Genomic DNA, 20,143 nt, shown 5'->3' on the forward strand with positions numbered 1-20,143 from the left:
TCAGGTTTAACGAACGCCCGCCTGGCGCAGGGCCGCAGGGGTGTAATCGCTTTCCTTAGCTGGATAGTCGAACTCGTAAGAGCTCTTCTCTTCGTTCTTCATACCCAGAGCCAGGTAACGACCCGAGAGCAAGTCATACAGAGTCTCTACGCTGTACCACGGCACTTTCTTGTCGTAGTAGTACTGAGCATGGGCCTCTGCCACACGCCACAGAGTACCGCGACCGTCGTAGTGGTCGATGGCAGCCGCTTGCCAGGTGTCTTCGTCGATAAAGAAGTCACGCTTTGCATAGATATGACGCTCGCCCGACTTCAGGGTGGCGGTCACATGCCATACACGGTGCAACTCATAACGGGTCAGGTCCTGGTTGATATGGCCAGCTTTGATGATCTGGTCATACTTCAACTTTGGCGAGTCCAGACGGTAGCTGTTGTAAGGGATATAAACTTCCTTCTTACCTTCCAGCTTCCAGTCGTAACGGTCAGGCGCACCGTTGTACAAGTCGAAGTTATCGGAGGTACGCAGGCCATCAGCGGCAGTACCTGGACCGTCATAGGACACCTGTGGCGCACGACGCACACGACGCTGGCCAGCGTTGTATAGCCACGCCAAACGCGGCTCTTTCACCTGGTTGAGCGTTTCGTGTACCAGCAACACGTTACCGGCCAGACGCGAAGGTGCCGTTACGCGTTGCTTAAAGTAGAACAGCACGTTGCTTGGCTTGCTGGTGTCGGCATCTTTCAGCGCCCCACGGAAGGTGAACTCATCCTGGAAGTAGACCAGGCTGTAGGAACCATTGGCTTGCGGAGTCGCCTGAGTAACCAGACGCTTCACGCTGCCACCACGGTAGCGGGTGATGTGGTTCCAGATGGCTTCTAAACCATCCTTGGGGATTGGGAAAGGAATGGCCTGATCGAAGTTCTCAAGACCGTTACCGCCCTCGACCATCTTGGTATTAACAGCGTTTTTCTTCACTGCATCCAAAACGAAATCCGGCATGGTGGCGGTACGGTGAGTAGCGAACACCGGCATTCTGTAGCTTTCCGGGTAACGCTTAAACATCGCCAGTTGGCCTGGAGTCAGCTTGTCTTTGTACTGATCCACGTTTTGCGCAGTGATGGTAAACAGCGGTTGCTCATTCGGGAACGGGTCCGCTAGAAAGCCGGCTGAATCGACAACACCGGCGTTAACCGGCAAGCCACCGGTCCAGGCTGGAATCGAACCATCAGCGTTGCCGGCCATTTCCGCACCTACAGGCGTCAGCGTAGTCCCCAGCTTGGCCGCTTCATCTGGCGATACCGCCGCCATCACACTGCTAGCCAGCAACGTGAGTGTCAACGCGCCGGTTTTCAGCAGACTTTTTGTTGTTTTCATAGTCATAGTCGTCCTCAAAATCTCGTCCGCTTAGAAGTTCATACCGAAGCTGAGTGCTACGAAGTCGCGGTCATCAATAGTCGAATACTTACCGTCAAAGAAGTTAGTGTAGGAAACGCTGGCGGTATACGTATTCTGGTATTCGGCGTCCAGCCCCAGGCTGATAGCTTTACGGCCTTCTTCAAAGTTACCGCCTGGGCCAGGCGAGTAACCATCTACATCATGTGACCAAGCCACACTTGGCTTGAGGTTTACACCAGCGAATGCATCGGGATAGTCCCAAATAGCACGGGCGCGATAGCCCCAAGAGTCGGTAGTAGTGAAACCGTCTCGATCGCAAGCTTTATCCAGCATTTGCGAAGAACTTCGCCCACCACCTGTAGAAGCGTTTACCGGCCCACACATATCACCAGCAGTGCCAAAGATAGGGTCACGCCCATAACGAATATCTTTGTCGCTTTCCAAACCACCGACATGTGTCCAACCAACTTCACCAACCAGAGTCAGGCGAGAAGCGCCCATAACCTGATCAACGAAGTGGGTAAATGTAGTTTGTAGCTGGGTAATTTCTTTACGTTTGTACCCATGTAGCACCCCCTCAGAATCCGGACCGAGCGGCGACACGGCATCATAGGGGTTACGGTTTGCACCACCTAGCGCGGGAGGCAAGTTAAAGTTAATACCACGAAGACCTGCATATAGCACATCAGTCGAGTTCAATTGAACAGGGGCGTTAGGCCGATAGCTAATTTCACCACTCCATGCAGTGCCGGTCGGAAGCGTGGTTGAGAAGCTCATACCATAAAGCTTGATATCTTCAGGATATTCCATGAAGTAGCCACCATTGGCGGCATAAGCCAAGGCACCGACATTAGACGCACTTGAACCAGCTTGACCTGCTGCAGCTACAGCACCCACTCCGGCACCAGTTAGACCAGTATAAGTTTGGTTGAATGTTGTCTGAACCAATGCATCGATGGAACTGAGAGCAGAAGCACTTTGAGCAGCACCACTAAATATCGGCGCACGACTATGATAATTCATAAAGTATGCACCAAACTCAGTATCAAGCGGCTCAAACATATAACGGAAAGCCAAGCCCCACTGGCCACTATCACGAGCATCTACATCACCCTTGCGCGGTACAATAACACCCTCGCTGGTAGATGAAACCAAAGCGGCATCGCCACCCAGAAGACCGTTGAATGTAGTAAGGCCGCCATTGATCTGCGCCAACTGCGCAGGACTCAAAGAGGCAAGAACATTTAGATTTTGATCACACCCGTCAGAAACAATATCAGCCTGGGCGAAGAACGTACCGCAGTTATCAGTAACGGTCTGATCCCACTCTAATTGATAGAATGCCTCCATTGAGAGATTTTCAGTCAGACTTTGCGCAACATAGAACATGTTGACCGGAATCAAGCCTTCCTTGATTTCCGCTCCAGGACGGCGAAAAGCTGATACATCAACAGGGTTGATCGAGTTAATACCGCCCTGGATAAATGTACTTTCACCCCAGCTAACTACTTGCTTACCAAGACGCACGGAACCTGGCTGATCGCCAATAGCGTAATTGTGGTAAACGAAAGCATCGAGAATTTGCGCACCAGAAGACTGAGCGCCTTCTTTACGGTTGCTATCACTAATATCTTTAAACTGACGGCTTTCATCTTTAAGTTCAAAGTCATACCAATACTTACCGCGAACAAATACGCCGGTATCACCATATTTCAATTCAAGGTCATGAATACCCTTAAAGATCTTCGAGAAAGTTTCGCCTTTCTTAAAGTTCAGGTGCCCGTCATCAGAAGTCTGCGAAAGACCACGACCACCGTTGTTCACCCCGATCAGGTCTTTATCAGCACCTTTAACCGACCAGCTCGCACCAACCGACAGGGACGAGTCGAACTGACCTTCGATTTCACCAATATTGAAAGTAACGCCGAATGCAGGGGCGGCGAGGGTGGATGCGAGGCTGACGGCCAGTGGCAGTCTTGCCAGGCGCCAGGTTTGTTTTGTTTTTGTCATCGACGCTACTCCATGTGTTTTTTTGTTATGGATGGTGCGGACTATAGCCAGCGGGTACTTCTGCTTGATCCCTCGAAAGGGTGATTTTTAGCTCCCAGGCACTCTGGCTCGCTGGTTTCAGCGTGCTCGCCACGACCGGCAGAGCCAAGAATGGTTTGAAGGGAGCAATTAGCAAGCCAAACGCTTGTTTGACTGACCAGTCACTAAAATCAATCTCGCTTGCAGTCACTGGTATAGCGCGCTGCGCAGTACAAGCAACTCTAAAAGCCGCCTAAAGAACCAACTTAAGCGCTTGATTTGCATGATCTAAATGACACTTAAAAACAGCCGTGCAATGGACGCCGCCTAAGGCTGCGCCCGTTACAAAAATGCTTAAACAGTTGAGAGGAATGGACTACCGGCGGCCTGCCACTGAACGATATCCAGACGAATACGTTTCTTGTCGAGCTTACCGACACTGGTCTTGGGAACTTCGGTAACAAGAGCAATTTGCGACGGTATCGCCCACTTGTTGATGCTGCCTTGATCAACAAACGGCTTAAGGTGTTCCTTTAGCCCCTTGGCATCCAGGCTCTGCCCTTCATGTAACACCAGCAGCGCAAACGGCCGCTCGCCCCACTGCGGGTCGACCACACCCACCACAGCCACTTCTCGCACCGCGGGGTGACGGCTGATCAGGTCTTCCAGTGCCAGGGAGGAGATCCACTCACCGCCGGTCTTGATCACATCCTTGATGCGGTCGCGGATATCGATAAAGCCGAAATCGTCGATGGTGGCCACGTCGCCGGTGTGCAGCCAGCCGTGCTCCCACAGTTCAGCGCCCTTCTCCGGCTCGCGGAAGTAACCCTGAGTCAGCCACGGGGCACGCAGCACCAGCTCGCCCTGGCTTTCACCGTCGGCCGGTAACAGGGTGCCATCGGCGGACATAATGGCGGCTTCTACCAGCGGTACTGGCACGCCGGCTTTGATTCGGTAAGTGGTGCGCTCGTCCTCGCTGCCGGCCATCAACTCATCATTGATATGTGCGCAGGAAATCAGCGGGCAGGTTTCTGACATGCCGTAAGCAGCCGTCAGCTGAATGCCGCGCGCCTTGGCCGCATCGTAGAGCGAGCGGTTGAGGGCGCTGCCGCCGATGATCATTTTCAACCCACCGAAATCATGATCCTGAGCGATCGGGGCGTTCATCACCATTTGCAAAATGGTCGGCACACAATGAGAGAAGGTGACCTTTTCCTGCTTGATCAGCTGGCACAACATGTCCGGCTCATAACGACCGGGATAAACCTGTTTAACCCCCAACATGGTGGCGACATAAGGAATGCCCCAGGCATGTACGTGGAACATCGGAGTAATCGGCATGTACACATCGTTGGTGCCCAGCAGGCGAATGCTGTCCAGGCTACCCAGCACACTGGCTTCTGCCAGGGTGTGAAGCACCAGCTGACGGTGGCTGAAGTACACGCCTTTGGGGTTGCCGGTGGTGCCTGTGGTGTAGAAGGTGGTGGCGATTGAGTTTTCGTCGAAATCTTGGAAGTCGTAGCAGGGGCTGGCCGCGGCGAGCAAGTTTTCGTATTCACCCACCAGGCCGCCCACGTCTGCGGACTTATCCGCTGCGTCGGTAAGCAGAATAGTTTTCTGCACCGTGGTCAGCTGACTTTCAATACCTTTATAGAGCGGTACGAACTCGCTGTTAACCAGCACGAACTTATCCTCGGCATGGTTCATGGTGTACAAAATCTGATCGGCCGAGAGGCGAATGTTGATGGTGTGCAGCACCGCTCCAATCATCGGGATGGCGAACATGCACTCCAGGTAGCGGTGGCTGTCCCAGTCCATCACCGCCACGGTATCACCGGCCTTGACCCCCGCCTCAGTCAGCACGTTGGCCAGTCGGGCAATCCGCTCATTGAGGGTGGCATAGCTGTAGCGCATCTGGTCGCGGTAAACGATTTCACGACTTTTCTCATAACGGATGCCGGACAACAGCAGGCGTTTGATCAACAGAGGGGCTTGATGAGCATTCGCGGCGGCGGGAATCAAACGGGTCTGCAGCATGGCGGTACCTTAATTCACGAGTTTTATCAGTGCGGTCAATTTAGAGCCCTCGGCGGTCGCCCAAATCAGCCCAAAGAATGATTTTCCGCATGACTCTTTGGGCATTTTTAGTCACGCAGTAGAATCAACGGCTCGTCATTGCGTTCGTTTACCTCATATAGGAAGTTTTCCGATGTCCGATATTGTCATCGTCAGCGGCGCACGTACGCCGATGGGTGGTTTTCAAGGCAGCCTGTCGAGCGTTGCGGCGGTAGACCTGGGCGCAGCCGCTATTCGCGCGGCCGTTGAGCGCGCTGGCATTGCCCCGGCCGACGTGCAGGAAGTGATCATGGGTTGCGTGCTGCCTGCCGGCCTGAAGCAAGGCCCGGCGCGCCAGGCCTCGTTGAATGCTGGCCTGCCGGCCGCCACCGGCTGCACCACCATCAATAAACTCTGTGGTTCGGGCATGAAGGCGGTGATGCAGGCCTTTGATTCGCTAAAGGCTGGGAGCAATGAGGTGATGATCGCCGGCGGCATGGAAAGCATGTCCAACGCGCCCTACATCATGACCAAAGCCCGCGCGGGCCTGCGCATGGGGCATGGCGAGATCAAGGATCACATGTTTCTCGACGGCCTAGAAGATGCCCGTACGGGCCGCCTGATGGGCTCTTTCGCCCAGGAAACCGCCGACCAGTACGGCATCACCCGCGAGGAAATGGACGCCTATGCCATTGAGTCACTGAAACGCGCCCAAGCCGCCATCGCCAGCGGCGCGCTGGATGCGGAAATCGTCCCGATCACCGTCAGCGGCCGCAAGGGCGATGTGCTGGTCAAAGACGATGAGCAGCCGTTGAACGCCAACCTGGAGAAGATCCCCGGCCTCAAGCCGGCCTTCCGCAAGGACGGCACGATCACCGCGGCCAACGCCAGTTCGATCTCCGACGGTGCCTCCGCCCTGCTGCTGATGACCGCCGACGAAGCGGCAAAGCGTGGCCTCAAGCCGTTGGCGAAAATCGTGGCGCACGCGACCCAGAGCCAGGACCCGAGCGAGTTCACCATCGCGCCGATTGGCTCAATCACTACCCTGTTGAAGAAAACCGGCTGGGACAAGGCCGAGGTCGACCTGTTCGAAATCAACGAAGCCTTTGCCATGGTCACCATGCTGGCCATGCGTGAGCACGGCCTGGATCACGCCAAGGTCAACATCTACGGCGGTGCGTGCGCCCAGGGTCACCCGGTCGGTTCCACCGGTTCGCGGATCATCCTGACCCTGATCAATGCGCTGAAAAACACCGGCGGCAAGCGTGGCATCGCCTCGCTGTGCATCGGCGGTGGTGAAGCGACTGCCGTGGCAGTCGAGCTTATTTAAGGCAACACACCCTGCCCAGAGTGGCTCGCGCACCTTTGCGCCCGCCATTCTGGGCAGCAGCCAGATTCAGCGTCGACGATTCAGCAGCTTGAACATCAGCTGATCCAAAATGCCCCAAACTTTCTGCTGCACGCGGATGTACCAAGGCCTGGCCAGCCAGGCTTTGCCATCAATCAACTGGCTGTCGGCAAAGTCTCGCTCAAAGCACGCCGCCACGCTGGCGGTAAACGAAGGATCGAGCGCCTCAAGGTTGGCATCCAGGTTAAAGCGCAGGTTCCAGTGATCGAAATTGCAGGAGCCAATGCTCACCCAGTCGTCCACTAGCACCATCTTCAGATGCAGAAAGCGCGGCTGGTATTCAAATATCTGCACACCGGCCTTCAGCAAACTGGCGTAATAACGCTGCCCGGCAAAACGGATTGGCGGATGGTCCGTATTGTTACCGGCCAACAGCAGGCGCACATCAACACCACGCGCAGCCGCTTGGCGCAGCACCCGGCGCACCCGCCAAGTCGGTAAGAAATAAGGCGTGGCCAGCCAGATACGCCGCTTGGAACTGCGCAACATACGCACCAGCGAAAACAGAATGTCGCGATGCTGCACCGCGTCAGCAAACGCGACACGGCCCAAGCCATCGCCCACAGCAGGTATTGCCAATAAGGTTTTCACGCGCAATGGCAAACGCGGTCGCCAGACGATCCAGCTTTGGTCCACCTGCCACTGGCGCTCAAACAGCTGCAACCAGTCGGCCACCAGAGGACCGCTGATTTCGACCATAACCTCATGCCAGCGGCTCTCAGCCTCGCCAGGCTGCCAGAAGGCATCTGTGGCGCCAGTGCCGCCGACAAAAGCGAACTGCTCATCGACCACCAATACTTTGCGGTGGTCACGGTGAAAGTTACGCACGCCATGCCGCCAGCGTACTGGGTTGTACCACCGCACCTGGATACCCGCGGCTTCCAGGCGCTGACGGTCCGCCAGCAACAAGCCTTGCGCACCATAGCCATCGAACAGGCAACGCACCGCGACGCCGCGCTCCGCGGCAGCACACAGGGCATCCAGTAACGCCGTGGCGCAGGCGCCACTTTCCAGCAGATACAGCTCCAACTCAACATGGCGCTGAGCCGCATTAATACGCGTGAGCATTTGCGCAAAAAAACACGGCCCATCGACCAGCAAGCTCACCGCATTGCCGCGCCGCCAAGGGAATACGCTATAGGCCATGGGGCTCCACACAACACTGGGTTTCAGGCATGACAGGTCACGGACAGCAACGAAGAGGCCACCATAGCCGCCCTGCCCTGCAATGCAAGCCCGCGCAATGGCGTCGTCTTCAAGGCGTGGGCAGCGCAGCGGGTTCTGGCAGCAGCTGGCAACCCTGGCGCGGACTCAGCCACTGTGCACTGTGCGTACGGCCTAGACCGCGAGCCGTAACGCGCTTATGCGCTGCATCATCCCAAAAGCCTGACAGCGGCACGTACTGCGCCACATAAGCCTCGCAATAATCCGCCGGATTGTTGGCCACGTAGCGGCATGAGCAATACTCCTTGGCAGAGTACGCGCCGATGATGTCGGGGAAGGCTTGCAGATGGGTGCGGTTTTGCCAGATCAAGGCGGCGAGCAACAACACGATCAGCAACAACACTGCGCTGAACGGGCGACGACGGATCATGGCTGCACCTCAGTGGCCATGGCCGCGAGTACCAGTTTGAGGAAGTGATTGCGATCAAAGCTGGCATCACGATCATCGGCGTAACGCACGATCACCAGCTGCTCGTCAGGCAACACATACAAACCCTGCCCCCAGTGGCCTGAGGCGACCAACATGTTGCTCGGCGCATCCGGCCAAGGTTTACCCGCGCCAGCCACCGCCACGTTAAGCCACCACTGCCCGCCGGGCACCGCTTCCCCAGGCTTCTCGGACTGCGGCTGGTAGTTGGCAAACGGCGTGCGGTTGAATTCGACCCAGGCCTTGGGCAGCAACTGCTGCTCGCCCCAGCGGCCATCGCGCTGCATCAGCAGGCCAACGCGGGCCAAGTCACGGGCACTCATGTAGGCGTAAGACGAGCCGACAAAGGTGCCAGCCGCATCGCGTTCCCACACCGCTGTCTTGATACCCAGCGGGTCAAACAGCGCAGTCCAGGGGTAATCGGCATAGGCCTCGGCGCCGACCATGTTCTTAAGCGCCGCAGCCAGGACGTTGCTGTCGCCACTGGAATAGCGAAAGCGCTGACCCGGTTCGGCGTCGGCGTTGTGTGCGGCAGTGAAAGCCGCCATATCGCTGCGACCACGGGTGTAGAGCATCGCCACCACTGAGGATTTCAGCGGTGCGTATTCATAGTCTTCCTGCCAGTCCAGGCCCGAGGCCCAGTTGAGCAGGTGCCCGATTTTTACCTGCGGATGCGCGGCAAATGGCGGGTAGTAATCGGCCACCGGGGCATCCAGGCGGAAACGCCCTTCACCGTAGGCCACTCCCATGGTGGTCGCCAAAAGGCTCTTGGCCATCGACCACGTCAGGTGCGCGGTATCGGCAGTGGTGGGCGCGGCATAACGTTCATACACCACTTGGCCGTCACGGATCACCAGCAAGGCATCGGTGCGCACGCCTTGGCGGGTGGCGTCATCGCGGGTTGGGAAGGCGTAACGTTCAAGCTCACTGAGCGCGGCACTGGGCGGCGTCAGTTGGCTGGCCCAGTCGTCACCTGGCCAGTTTTCGGCCTGCGCTGTCGCGCCACCCAGGCCGAAGACACACGCCAGTATCAGCCGCCGTGCGGGAAAGAGAGTGAAAGACATGGCGCCGCCTCTACAAGGATCGAAGGCGGCACCCTAGCATGGCGTCGATGACGACAAAAAGCGTCGAACGCGCCTGTTTATCCGGCGATTCGGCGCGAAAAGTCAGTGCACTTAGCCGCCGATCACTTGGGTAGGCGGTAGTCCTCGGGGCCCATCAGGTCCATGCCGCACTCCAGGTTTTCGATCCAGTAGAGAAAGGCATTGATCATTTGCGCGCCGATAAACGGCCGCCCGTGTTGCGGCACGATCATCGCCACATCCATCTCGCGCACCATGGCCGCCCACAGTCGGCAAACCTTGTTGCCGGCCATATAGCGCCGGTGAAAGCCAAGCATGTTCGGCACATGGTTGACGAAGTCCGTCACCGGGTGCGCGTCATCCACCAAGGAGGCGCCCATATCGCCAGAGAACAGGATTTTGCTTACCGGGTCATACAGCTGGAAATTGCCCACCGAGTGTAGGAAGTGCGCCGGGACTGCTTTGAGCGTGCATTTGCCGAGGGCAAACGACTCACCGCGATCCGGCAAAGCGATGATCCGGTCAAAGGTGTTGATGCCACGGCTGAGTGCCAGATAGTTGGCCGTCAAGTGCGGCAGAAAGCGCGCCCACAGCTTGGAACAAATCACCTGCGCACGGGTATGCAGCAGCCATTTGTCCAACGAGGCGATGATGTCCGGGTCTTGGTGCGAAGCGAAGATGTAGGTCAGGTCCTGCACCGGAATGTGCTTGGACAGCTCCATCGACAGCGGCGTGTAGGTCAAGTCGCCGCCCGGATCGAGCAGCAGGTATTGCTCGTTGTCGGTGATCAGAAACTGGTTGGACTGCACGCCCTCCCCGCTGACCAAGTCATCGAACATCATGCACTGATGCTCGCCGTTATCGAACAGTACTATAGGCTCGCGTCGCATGGCAGGCTCTCTCCCGAAAGGCGGCGAGCTTAATGTTGTAGCGACCGAGCCTTACTGATCTGGATCAAGCAGGCAAACATGTGCCGATTAAACCCATAGCCCGGATGCAGTCCGGGGCAAGCCTTTGCCTCAAACCCTTCACGGATTACATCCGGGCTACTCGTGGCGTATCAACGATCAAATGCCGTTGGCCCCCATGCGCGGTTAGCCAGCCAGCTGAACCCTGCTAGAGGGTTATGCCATGCACTGCCTGAGCCTTCTCCAGCCGTTTGCGCCGCGCACTGTTGGCAATCGCCAACAGGCCCTTGTCGCGTTGCCACAACTGCGCACAGTGCCCATCGCCGACGGCAAAGGCGGCATTCAGCTCACCACCCAGGCTGTCGAACTGGGCAAACAGGCCGGCCAGCAGCAAATGGCTGCCAGCCGCGCTCGGGCATTGCCGCGCCACTTCCGCGCAGCCGGCCAACAGGCCAAGCAGTCTTAGCTGCAAGGCTTGCGGCCAGTTTGACTCCTGGCCCACCGCAAACAGCCAGGCGGTGAGCGCCGCCAGCACGTGGGTGTCTTCCAAGGTGCGGAAGGGTTTCACGTAGTCATCCCAACCATCACCGGGCAGGCGTTCGCAATGCGCCTCGTGCAGATGCAAACGGCCATGGCTGACATCTGGCATCAGCGGTAACGCCGGCAATGTCTCAACATGCACGCCCGGTGCGCCGTTGCGCACCACACCCAAGGCGAGCCGCGGTGGTTGACCCGCCGCCTCCTCGCGCGCAGCCACCAGCAGCCAATCAGCAGCTTGCGCAGCGGTGACGAAATCCTTGCGACCGGTGAGGGCCAGTGCGCTGATCCGCGTGCTCATGTCCGCCGGACGGGTGCTGCGGTTTTCAGTCACGCACAATGCGCCCAACGTCCAGGGCGCCGCCGGCCAGAGTGCGCGCAACGCGCCTTGGTAACCGGCAAGAAATGCCAACCCCGGTGTTGCCGCCAAGCGCCCGCCGAGCACCGCCAGCTGCAACGGCGACGGGTTGGCGATGCGCTCAAGCAGGCTGGCGTACCACGCCTCCGGGCCCGCGACGGGCAGACGCGCCTGCGGGCTCAACAGTTGTTGCCAGTGCATGCATTGCTCCTTGTTGGCGTTATCTGTCACACAAGCATCACCAAAACTTAACGGAGGTGACACCACCGCTACCTAGCCTGAGCTTGCCCAACAAGATCGACCGGCCGCAAGACAAAAAACCGGCTCACGGAGACTCAGGCATGACTCAGATGGCAATCACCCGCGACCGCACTACTCCAGCACGGCGCCTGCAGGCCGAGCGTTTACTCGGTGCTGCCGCGCTACGCGAAGCCCAGGCCTTACGCTTTCGCGTATTCAGCGCCGAGTTCGATGCCAAGCTCAAGGGTGCCGAACAGGGTCTGGACATGGATGACTATGACATTCACTGCCAGCACATCGGCGTGCGTGACATGAACAGCGGCCAACTGGTGGCCACCACGCGCCTGCTCGATCATCAGGCCGCAGCCAGCCTGGGGCGCTTTTACAGCGAAGAAGAATTCAGCCTACACGGCCTCGTGCACCTCGAAGGGCCCGTGCTGGAAATCGGCCGCACCTGCGTTGACCCCGCCTACCGCAACGGCGCGACCATTGCCGTGCTCTGGGGCGAACTGGCCGAAGTGCTCAATGAAGGCGGCTACCGCTACCTGATGGGCTGCGCCAGCATCTCCATGCAAGACGGCGGCATTCAGGCCCAGGCGATCATGCAGCGCTTGCGTGAACGCTACCTGTGCACCGAACACCTGCGCGCCGAGCCGAAGACCCCGCTGCCGGCGCTGGATGTGCCAAGCAACGTGATCACCGAAATGCCGCCGCTGCTCAAGGCCTATATGCGCCTGGGTGCGAAGATCTGTGGCGAGCCGTGCTGGGACCAGGACTTCCAGGTCGCCGATGTGTTTATCCTGCTCAAGCGTGATGAGCTTTGTCCGCGCTATGCACGGCATTTCAAAGCCGCTGTTTAACAGCAGCTCGGCGTAATGTTGCACAACTCGCCGGCACTCTGTAGACAGTGCCGGCGTTTGTGTCTTGGCAGCGAGAGAGCCTGATGAAGAAATTGCGTTTATACCTGCGTTTAGCGCGCCTATTGGCGGTGATCAGCCTCGGCACCCTGATGGCGGCGGGCATCACCTTGCTGGAGCGCCTGGCCCGGCATGACCTGATGCCAACCCGCCAGCGCCTAACCCGCTGGTTTCTCGCACGCCTGGCGGCGGCGCTGCCGTTTCGTCTGCAGGTGCAGGGTGATCTACCGCAGCAGCCGATGCTGTGGGTCAGCAATCACGTGTCCTGGACCGATATCCCGCTGCTCGGCATGCTCACTCCGCTGTCGTTTCTGTCCAAGGCCGAGGTGCGCAGTTGGCCCGTCGCAGGCTGGCTGGCACTCAAGGCAGGCACCCTGTTTATCCGCCGCGGCTCGGCGGATAGCGGGCTGCTCAATCAGCAACTCGGCAAACACTTGCAGCAAGGGCGCAACCTGCTGATCTTCCCCGAAGGCACCACCACCGATGGCCTCGACCTGCGCACCTTTCACGGCCGCCTGCTGAGCAGCGCCATCGACAGCGGCGTCGCGGTGCAACCGGTGGCCATCCGTTACCTGCGCGGCGGCCAGCCGTGCAGCGTGGCGCCGTTTATTGGTGATGACGATATGCTCTCGCACCTGCTGCGCTTGCTCGGCAGTGACCTGGCCGAGGTGCAGATCCAGCTGCTCACGCCGATTGCCAGCGCAGAGCTGAGTCGCAATGCCCTGGCGCGCGCCGCGCAGCAATCGATCCGGCAGGCGCTGTTTGGTGCAGCCGAGGCTGAGCGGCCAGTAGCCATTCAAGACCAGGCCGCTTAATCCGCCAACCCTCGCTCACGGGCAACAAAGGCCTGTAGCTCGGGATAAAACTGCTGAAAATCCGCCAGCAGCGGCTGGTACAGCCGCTGCAACTCAGGCATCGCACCCTCCAACCCTTGTGGGCGCGACAGGCGTCGCTGAATGCCGCCGACCACCTGCTCCAGCACGGCAAATTCACGGTAACTGCCCAACCAGTCCTGCGCCGCCATGCGTGGCGCAATCAGCGCCAGGCGTTCGGGCAAACGCGGCTCGGTATTGAGCACCTGATAAACCCGCCCGGTAAAAATCGGCAAAGGCTCGGCGGCGTAGTCGGCCCAGTTCAGCGCCAGGCAGTGATCGAAAAACACGTCCAGCAGAATCCCGGCATAACGCCGCCGCTCGGCAGGAAAACGCGCCCGCGCCTGCAACTGCAGCGGATGGCTGTCGGTAAACACATCGATGCGCCGGTGCAGGCGAATCGCCGCTTCGATATCCGCCGGCCACTGCCCGGCCAGCGGCCCTTTGACGAAATCGCCATACAGGCTGCCCAGCAATTGAGCCGGCGCGTCGCCGCCGAGGTGTAAATGCGCGAGGTAATTCATGCCTTACAGCTTACACATCAGCACCCGTGATGATGACTATCGTCACGAACGATCTGTATATCGTCAGCGACCGATATAAGGTTCGCCCCATCGCGATATGGCGTGACAGCACACACGGGACGACCCGCATGCAACTCGACATTGATGAAGTGATCAAAGCCCTGGCCCACCCCGTGCGGCGCGACATTCTGCAATGGCTGAAAGACCCTCAGGCGTATTTCACCGACCAGGACCACCCGCTGGACATCGGCGTGTGCGCCGGGCAAATCGACCAACGCACCGGGCTGTCGCAGTCGACAGTGTCCGCGCACCTGGCGACCTTGCAACGCGCCGGCCTGATCAGCAGCAGGAAGGTCGGCCAGTGGAATTTCTTCAAACGCAATGAAGAGACCATCCAGGCGTTCCTCACGCACATCAGCCAAACGCTTTAAACCTAACCCTTATTCATCTTTATCAGGAACTGACGGCATGCCTACAGCGCTTCTCGTCCTCGCTTTATCCGCGTTTGCCATCGGCACCACGGAATTCGTCATCATGGGTCTGCTGCCGGAAGTGGCTGGCGACCTCGGCGTATCGATCCCCGGCGCCGGCTGGCTGGTGACCGGTTACGCCCTCGGCGTTGCTATCGGCGCGCCCTTTATGGCGCTGGTCACCTCCAGTTGGCCGCGCAAAGCCGCGCTGCTGACGCTGATGAGCATCTTTATCGGCGGCAATCTATTCTGTGCCCTGGCCAGCGACTATCAAATGCTGATGCTGGCGCGGGTGATCACCGCCCTCTGCCATGGCGCATTCTTTGGTATCGGCTCGGTGGTGGCCGCCAGCCTGGTGCCGGCTAACCGCCGCGCCTCAGCCGTGGCGCTGATGTTCACCGGCCTGACGCTGGCCAATGTGCTGGGCGTACCGCTGGGCACCGCCTTGGGCCAATACGCCGGCTGGCGCTCGACCTTTTGGGCGGTCACGGTGATCGGTGTGATCGCACTGATCGGTTTGTGGCGCGTACTGCCAAACAAAACCGATGAAGTGAAGGCCGATTTTGCCAGCGAGGTGCGCGCCCTGCGCGGTGCTGGGTTGTGGCTGGCGCTGAGCACCACGGTCATGTTCTCCGCATCGATGTTCGCCCTGTTCACCTATATCGCGCCGCTGCTTGGTGATGTTACCGGCGTGTCACCCAACGGCGTGACCTGGACCCTGCTGCTGATCGGCCTTGGCCTGACCCTGGGCAACGTGCTCGGCGGCCGCCTGGCTGACCGTAATTTGAAAGCCACCCTGCTCGGCGTATTCGTCGCCATGGCCGTGGTCTCGACCCTGTTTAGCTGGACCAGCCAGGCGCTGATCCCGGCCGAAGTCACCCTGTTCCTCTGGGCCATCGCCGCCTTTGCCGCCGTACCCGCCTTGCAGGTCAATGTGGTGGCTTTCGGCAGCGGCGCACCGAACCTGGTCTCGACCCTGAATATTGGCGCCTTCAACCTCGGCAATGCCCTTGGCGCCTGGGTGGGCGGCCTGGTGATTGCCGAAGGTTTTGGCCTCACCCGCGTGCCCCTGGCAGCAGCAGCCCTGGCCGTACTGGCGCTGCTCGCCACCCTGCTGACCTTCAGCACCCGTGCGCCTGCACCTGAACTAGCACTCAACGAATAACCTGAGAGGACCGTCCCATGACTACGCTTTTCGACCCGATCACGATCGGCGACCTTGAACTGAACAACCGCATCATCATGGCACCGCTGACCCGCTGCCGCGCCGACGAAGGCCGCGTGCCTAACGCGATGATGGCCGAGTACTACGTGCAGCGCGCATCAGCTGGCCTGATCATCAGCGAAGCCACCGCCGTTACCCCGATGGGCGTCGGCTACCCGGACACCCCCGGCATCTGGTCGGATGAACAGGTACGCGGCTGGAGCAACATCACCAAGGCTGTGCATGCCGCCGGCAGCAAAATCGTCCTGCAGCTGTGGCACGTCGGCCGGATCTCCGACCCGATTTACCTGAATGGCCAACTGCCGGTAGCGCCAAGCGCCATCCAACCGGCCGGGCACGTCAGCCTGGTGCGCCCAATGAAGGACTACGTCACCCCCGCGCGCACTGGAAACAGAAGAAATCGCCGACATCGTCGACGCCTATCGCCTGGGCGCAGAAAACGCCAAAGCCGCTGGGTTTGATGGCGTGGAAATCCACGGCGCCAATGGTTACCTGCTCGACCAGTTCCTGCAAAGCAGCACCAACCAGCGCACTGACCGCTACGGCGGCAGCCTGGAAAACCGTGCGCGCCTGCTGCTGGAAGTCACCGATGCCGCGATTGAAGTCTGGGGCGCTGGCCGCGTGGGTGTGCACCTGGCACCGCGCGCCGACTCCCATGACATGGGCGACGCCAACCGCGCCGAGACCTTTACCTACGTCGCGCGCGAGCTGGGCAAACGCGGCATCGCCTTTATCTGCGCCCGTGAGAAAGAAGCCGACGACAGCCTGTCGCCAAGCCTGAAAGAAGCCTTCGGCGGCGTGTTTATCGCCAACGAGCGTTTCACTAAAGATCAGGCCAACGCCTGGCTGCAAAGCGGCAAAGCCGATGCCGTGGCCTTCGGCATTCCGTTTATCGCCAACCCAGACCTGCCAGCACGCCTGGCGCAAGACGCCGAGCTGAACGCCCCGCACCCGGAAACCTTCTACGGCTCCGGCCCAGTCGGCTACCTCGACTACCCAACGCTGTAAGCCAAGGGCGCAATGCCTTGCCCGGTAATAGGTTCACGCCTATCCGAGCAGGCTCCTTGCAGCAAAAAAGCCCGGTGCACTGCACCGGGCTTTTTACTTTATGCACCACGGACTTATTTCACCGTGCAAATCGCGCAACTATCCCTGCCCGCTACCCTAGGTCTACCCGCCAGCTTTAGTTAGCTTGCAGTTGTGTAACTGCTGCTCACTCTAGCGCCCAACTGCACGACCTCTGCCGAGCTATTTGCAGTAGCCGTGACCAGCGACTGCATCCAACTCGACTCTGTGACGGGTAACTATCGACCAAAAGAAGTCGTTTATTGCCTATGCCAGTACCGAATCATCAAGCGCAGCCATAGATGCCCTCCGCTCCAAAAGAATCGCAATCTTGTCCGACTCTGAAAGGAGTGAACCAGGTGTGGGTAAAGCAGAGGCTGTGGCCTCGCACCAGCGTTCAAAAGAATCACTGCTAGTGAATGCCGGTGCTTGTGCCTTTCTCTCCAAGGCGATCACCATATGTTTAGCGATGACTGGATTGACTTTGGAATAAGCAAAACGCGAAGAAGGGTGATTCACCACTGCTACCGGCACGCCGTTAGCTAGCGATCGAATCCGACGACCGTTACGCGCACTGAGGCAAACAATCAAATCCGGAGCCAACACGTCCAAGACTTCGGCAAATGCACTGTCACCACGCTCCCAAGCATCTTTGGGTGGTAAAACACGTGTGTCGCGTATGAATTCCTGCAGAAAGTTGTAATAGGCAACGCTATGCCAGAATTCCTTTTTTTGTGCTCTGGAGAAACTTTCTCTAACGTTTTTCACTGCACTCATTATTTTAGTGAAGTGCGGGTGACGCCGGAGCTTGCCGGTTGCCCGAGGATGTCTCTCGCCTAACGCTAGAGCCTTCACTATTTCAGGAGTAGCTGTTGGGCGCTCATGCTTCTTATCGCCATAGTGAGATTCGCAAACCAAGAGAATGCGTAGACCGCAAAACCCTTCCGCATACTTGGAGCCGACCCAAGGTGCAAAGCGGACCGTATTTTTTTTCATTGTTATCCTTAACAGGTGGTGATTTAGGTTGAGATGCTACACCTGGCCCAAAGCGGCTGACATCATTAGGTGTAATGAATCGCCCGAATTTCCTAGGCACTCGATGACCGCTTCTGGCCGTTTTCAGCCTGTTGCCATCGACTGCTTCGGGTAGATTAGCCTCATCCAAACACGGGTTTGCCAGGTATCGAAGCCCTAACCGTCTGTTCATTCGACGATCCGCATGATCGCCTGAACATCGCCGTAGCCCTGCAAATCTGGCGGCTCTCGCCGCCGCGAAGTACAAGGAATAGTGGATGAATATCGTCAACGCCCGCCTACGCAAGCAACCCGGCCTGTACCGCATCGAACTGGACGGTGAGCGCATTGCCGCGATCACGGAGCAGCCGGCCCTCGTTGCTGCCACGGCCAACGACCTGGACGCCGCCGGCAATCTGGTCACTGCGCCCTTTATCGAGCCGCACATTCACCTCGACGCCACTCTCACCGCCGGCGAACCCGCCTGGAATATGAGCGGCACGTTGTTTGAAGGGATCGAGCGCTGGGGTGAGCGCAAGGCGTTGGTCACCCATGAAGACACCAAGCAGCGGGCGCGCAAGACCATCGACATGCTGGTCGACCATGGTATTCAGCACGTGCGCACCCACGTCGACGTGACCGACCCAACGCTCGCAGCACTTAAAGCAATGGTCGAGGTGCGCGATGAAGTGCGTCACTTGATCGACCTACAAATTGTGGCCTTCCCTCAGGAGGGTATCGAGTCGTTCGCCAACGGCCGCGCATTGATGGAGCAGGCGATAGCCCTCGGCGCCGATGTGGTGGGCGGCATTCCGCACTTTGAGAACACCCGCGAGCAGGGCGTCAGCTCGATCAAGTTCCTCATGGATCTGGCCGAACGCACCGACTGCCTGGTGGATGTGCATTGCGACGAAACTGACGATCCGCACTCGCGGTTTCTCGAAGTGCTGGCCGAGGAAGCGCGCGTGCGCGGCATGGGCGAGCGCGTTACCGCCAGCCACACCACGGCCATGGGCTCTTACGACAACGCTTATTGCTCGAAGCTGTTTCGCCTGCTCAAGCAATCGCAGATCAACTTTATCTCCTGCCCCACCGAGAGCATCCACCTGCAAGGTCGCTTTGACAGCTTCCCCAAGCGCCGCGGCCTGACCCGCGTGGCGGAGCTTGATCGGGCGGGGATGAATGTCTGCCTGGCGCAGGATTCCATCGTCGACCCCTGGTACCCGCTGGGTAACGGCAACATCCTGCGTATTCTCGAAGCCGGCCTGCACATCTGCCACATGCTCGGTTACGACGACCTGCAGCGCTGCCTGGACTTCATCACCGACCACAGTGCGAAGACCCTGAACCTGGGCGAGCGCTATGGATTGGCGGTAGGTCGCCCGGCGAACTTGCTAATTCTGTCCGCGCCTGACGACTATGAAATGCTGCGCAGCCAGGGCCACGCGCTGGTTTCGATCCGTGCTGGCAAGGTACTGATGCAGCGCACACCCGCGCAGATCAGCCGCCTCGGCTAGGCCTTAATCACGCGGGGCTGGCGGGTCAACCCTCACGCTGGCCGACATCCCCGCACTCAGGGGTACATCCTGCGGCAGGCTCTGCAACTCGATACGCACCGGAATTCGTTGGGCCAAACGCACCCAGTTAAAGGTGGGTTCAACGTTGGCCAGCAGCTGCGCATCCACCACCGCGTTACGGTCGGTGATGCCGCGGCTGATGCTTTGCACCTTGCCCTGCAGCGGCTCATTGCTGCTCATCAAGATCACCTCGGCCGCCGCGCCGACCTGGATGCCGGGCAACTTGGTTTCCTCAAAATAGGCCTGCACATAGAAGGAGCCATCGGCCACCAACGCCATCACCGCCTGCCCGGCCTGCACATAGTTGCCCTGGGCCAATTGTAAGTTGGTGACCTGACCGTCACGCGGGGCACGTACTTCGCTGCGCTGCAGGTTAAGCACGGCCACCTTCACATCCGCCTCAGCCTGCTGAAGCTCGGCACGGGCGATTTGCGCGGTGATCAGCGCATTTTCACGCAACTCCGCACTGATGGCCTGCGTGCCTAAACGGGCGCGCCGACTGGCCTCGTGTTGCCGCAGGTTTAGCTGCTGGCGACGGGTCTCCGCCATTGCCCGCGCCTTGTCCAGAGCGGCCTGATAGCGCTCACGGTCAATCGTCATCAACAGATCACCAGCCTTGACCTGCTGGTTATCCTGCACCTGCAGTTCGACGACCCAGCCGGACACATCCGGGGCAATGGTCACCACATCGGCGCGCACCCGGGCGTCACGGGTCCAGGGTGAAAACATATAGAAGTGCCACAGCCACCAACCGGCCAGCACGGCCACTAAGACGACGACTAGGGTCACGACCACGCGGGGAAGTGCATTCATTTCC

17 protein-coding genes and 1 pseudogene are annotated in these 20,143 nt (G+C 59.0%); 7 read left to right on the forward strand and 11 right to left on the reverse strand.

The annotated features are described in order from the left end of the window. Window positions 1-6: 6 nt before the first annotated feature. The 3 genes from ACEPAJ_RS17635 to ACEPAJ_RS17645 all read right to left on the reverse strand — a co-directional run bounded on the left by ACEPAJ_RS17635 (window position 7) and on the right by ACEPAJ_RS17645 (window position 5,460). Window positions 7-1,374, reverse strand: coding sequence for a DUF1329 domain-containing protein (locus ACEPAJ_RS17635; RefSeq protein ID WP_425916601.1), 1,368 nt, complete (start codon window positions 1,372-1,374; stop codon window positions 7-9). Window positions 1,375-1,404: 30 nt separating this feature from the next. Then, on the reverse strand, window positions 1,405-3,405 hold the full coding sequence (locus ACEPAJ_RS17640) for a DUF1302 domain-containing protein (protein WP_425916603.1): 2,001 nt from the start codon (window positions 3,403-3,405) through the stop codon (window positions 1,405-1,407). Between the two features lie 372 nt (window positions 3,406-3,777). Next, window positions 3,778-5,460 (reverse strand): fatty acid--CoA ligase, encoded by a 1,683-nt coding sequence (locus ACEPAJ_RS17645; protein WP_425916605.1) that lies wholly within the window; start codon window positions 5,458-5,460, stop codon window positions 3,778-3,780. A 172-nt stretch (window positions 5,461-5,632) separates the two neighbouring features. Between ACEPAJ_RS17645 and ACEPAJ_RS17650 the strand changes: the two genes are divergently transcribed. After that, window positions 5,633-6,808: a thiolase family protein gene (locus ACEPAJ_RS17650; protein WP_425916607.1), complete on the forward strand. Its 1,176-nt coding sequence runs from the start codon at window positions 5,633-5,635 to the stop codon at window positions 6,806-6,808. A gap of 66 nt (window positions 6,809-6,874) precedes the next feature. On the opposite strand, the gene ACEPAJ_RS17655 is transcribed toward ACEPAJ_RS17650, so the two are convergent. From ACEPAJ_RS17655 to ACEPAJ_RS17675, 5 genes are all read right to left on the reverse strand, one after another. Continuing rightward, window positions 6,875-8,032, reverse strand: coding sequence for a phospholipase D-like domain-containing protein (locus tag ACEPAJ_RS17655; protein WP_425916609.1), 1,158 nt, complete (start codon window positions 8,030-8,032; stop codon window positions 6,875-6,877). Between the two features lie 109 nt (window positions 8,033-8,141). Then, entirely contained in the window at window positions 8,142-8,480 is a 339-nt protein-coding gene (locus tag ACEPAJ_RS17660) for an amidase (protein ID WP_425916611.1), read from the reverse strand. Beyond that, window positions 8,477-9,601 carry a serine hydrolase domain-containing protein gene (locus ACEPAJ_RS17665; protein WP_425916613.1) on the reverse strand — a complete coding sequence of 375 codons (1,125 nt, stop codon included), beginning with the start codon at window positions 9,599-9,601 and terminating at the stop codon, window positions 8,477-8,479. Before ACEPAJ_RS17665 ends, ACEPAJ_RS17660 begins: the two co-directional genes overlap by 4 nt. Before the next feature lie 122 nt (window positions 9,602-9,723). After that, window positions 9,724-10,509: an MBL fold metallo-hydrolase gene (locus ACEPAJ_RS17670; RefSeq protein ID WP_425916615.1), complete on the reverse strand. Its 786-nt coding sequence runs from the start codon at window positions 10,507-10,509 to the stop codon at window positions 9,724-9,726. Between the two features lie 226 nt (window positions 10,510-10,735). Then, complete coding sequence (locus tag ACEPAJ_RS17675; RefSeq protein ID WP_425916617.1) at window positions 10,736-11,623, reverse strand: acyl-CoA dehydrogenase; 888 nt, start codon at window positions 11,621-11,623, stop codon at window positions 10,736-10,738. A 140-nt stretch (window positions 11,624-11,763) separates the two neighbouring features. Between ACEPAJ_RS17675 and olsB the strand changes: the two genes are divergently transcribed. Both olsB and ACEPAJ_RS17685 read left to right on the forward strand, forming a co-directional pair. Next, on the forward strand, window positions 11,764-12,522 hold the full coding sequence (gene olsB, locus ACEPAJ_RS17680) for an L-ornithine N(alpha)-acyltransferase (protein WP_425916619.1): 759 nt from the start codon (window positions 11,764-11,766) through the stop codon (window positions 12,520-12,522). 83 nt (window positions 12,523-12,605) lie between these two features. Beyond that, a complete protein-coding gene (locus ACEPAJ_RS17685) occupies window positions 12,606-13,394 on the forward strand; it encodes a lysophospholipid acyltransferase family protein (protein ID WP_425916621.1) in 789 nt (262 codons plus the stop codon). Here ACEPAJ_RS17685 and ACEPAJ_RS17690 read toward each other — a convergent pair. Next, a complete protein-coding gene (locus ACEPAJ_RS17690; protein WP_425916623.1) occupies window positions 13,391-13,975 on the reverse strand; it encodes an ACP phosphodiesterase in 585 nt (194 codons plus the stop codon). The genes ACEPAJ_RS17685 and ACEPAJ_RS17690 overlap by 4 nt on opposite strands. Before the next feature lie 128 nt (window positions 13,976-14,103). Between ACEPAJ_RS17690 and ACEPAJ_RS17695 the strand changes: the two genes are divergently transcribed. The 3 genes and pseudogenes from ACEPAJ_RS17695 to ACEPAJ_RS17705 all read left to right on the forward strand — a co-directional run bounded on the left by ACEPAJ_RS17695 (window position 14,104) and on the right by ACEPAJ_RS17705 (window position 16,678). After that, on the forward strand, window positions 14,104-14,406 hold the full coding sequence (locus tag ACEPAJ_RS17695) for an ArsR/SmtB family transcription factor (RefSeq protein ID WP_425916625.1): 303 nt from the start codon (window positions 14,104-14,106) through the stop codon (window positions 14,404-14,406). 37 nt (window positions 14,407-14,443) lie between these two features. Then, entirely contained in the window at window positions 14,444-15,610 is a 1,167-nt protein-coding gene (locus ACEPAJ_RS17700) for an MFS transporter (protein ID WP_425916627.1), read from the forward strand. A 17-nt stretch (window positions 15,611-15,627) separates the two neighbouring features. Further along, window positions 15,628-16,678: pseudogene (locus tag ACEPAJ_RS17705) on the forward strand (alkene reductase). Between the two features lie 324 nt (window positions 16,679-17,002). On the opposite strand, the gene ACEPAJ_RS17710 reads toward ACEPAJ_RS17705, so the two are convergent. Then, a complete protein-coding gene (locus ACEPAJ_RS17710) occupies window positions 17,003-17,731 on the reverse strand; it encodes a hypothetical protein (RefSeq protein WP_425916628.1) in 729 nt (242 codons plus the stop codon). Between the two features lie 296 nt (window positions 17,732-18,027). Between ACEPAJ_RS17710 and codA the strand changes: the two genes are divergently transcribed. Next, entirely contained in the window at window positions 18,028-19,266 is a 1,239-nt protein-coding gene (gene codA / locus ACEPAJ_RS17715; protein ID WP_425916630.1) for a cytosine deaminase, read from the forward strand. Window positions 19,267-19,269: 3 nt separating this feature from the next. Here the strand turns inward: codA and ACEPAJ_RS17720 are convergent, their stop codons facing one another. Next, window positions 19,270-20,139, reverse strand: coding sequence for an HlyD family secretion protein (locus ACEPAJ_RS17720; protein WP_322950294.1), 870 nt, complete (start codon window positions 20,137-20,139; stop codon window positions 19,270-19,272). Window positions 20,140-20,143 lie beyond the last annotated feature (4 nt).

This window comes from Pseudomonas sp. GWSMS-1 (genome assembly GCF_049847425.1).
GTDB lineage: Bacteria > Pseudomonadota > Gammaproteobacteria > Pseudomonadales > Pseudomonadaceae > Aquipseudomonas.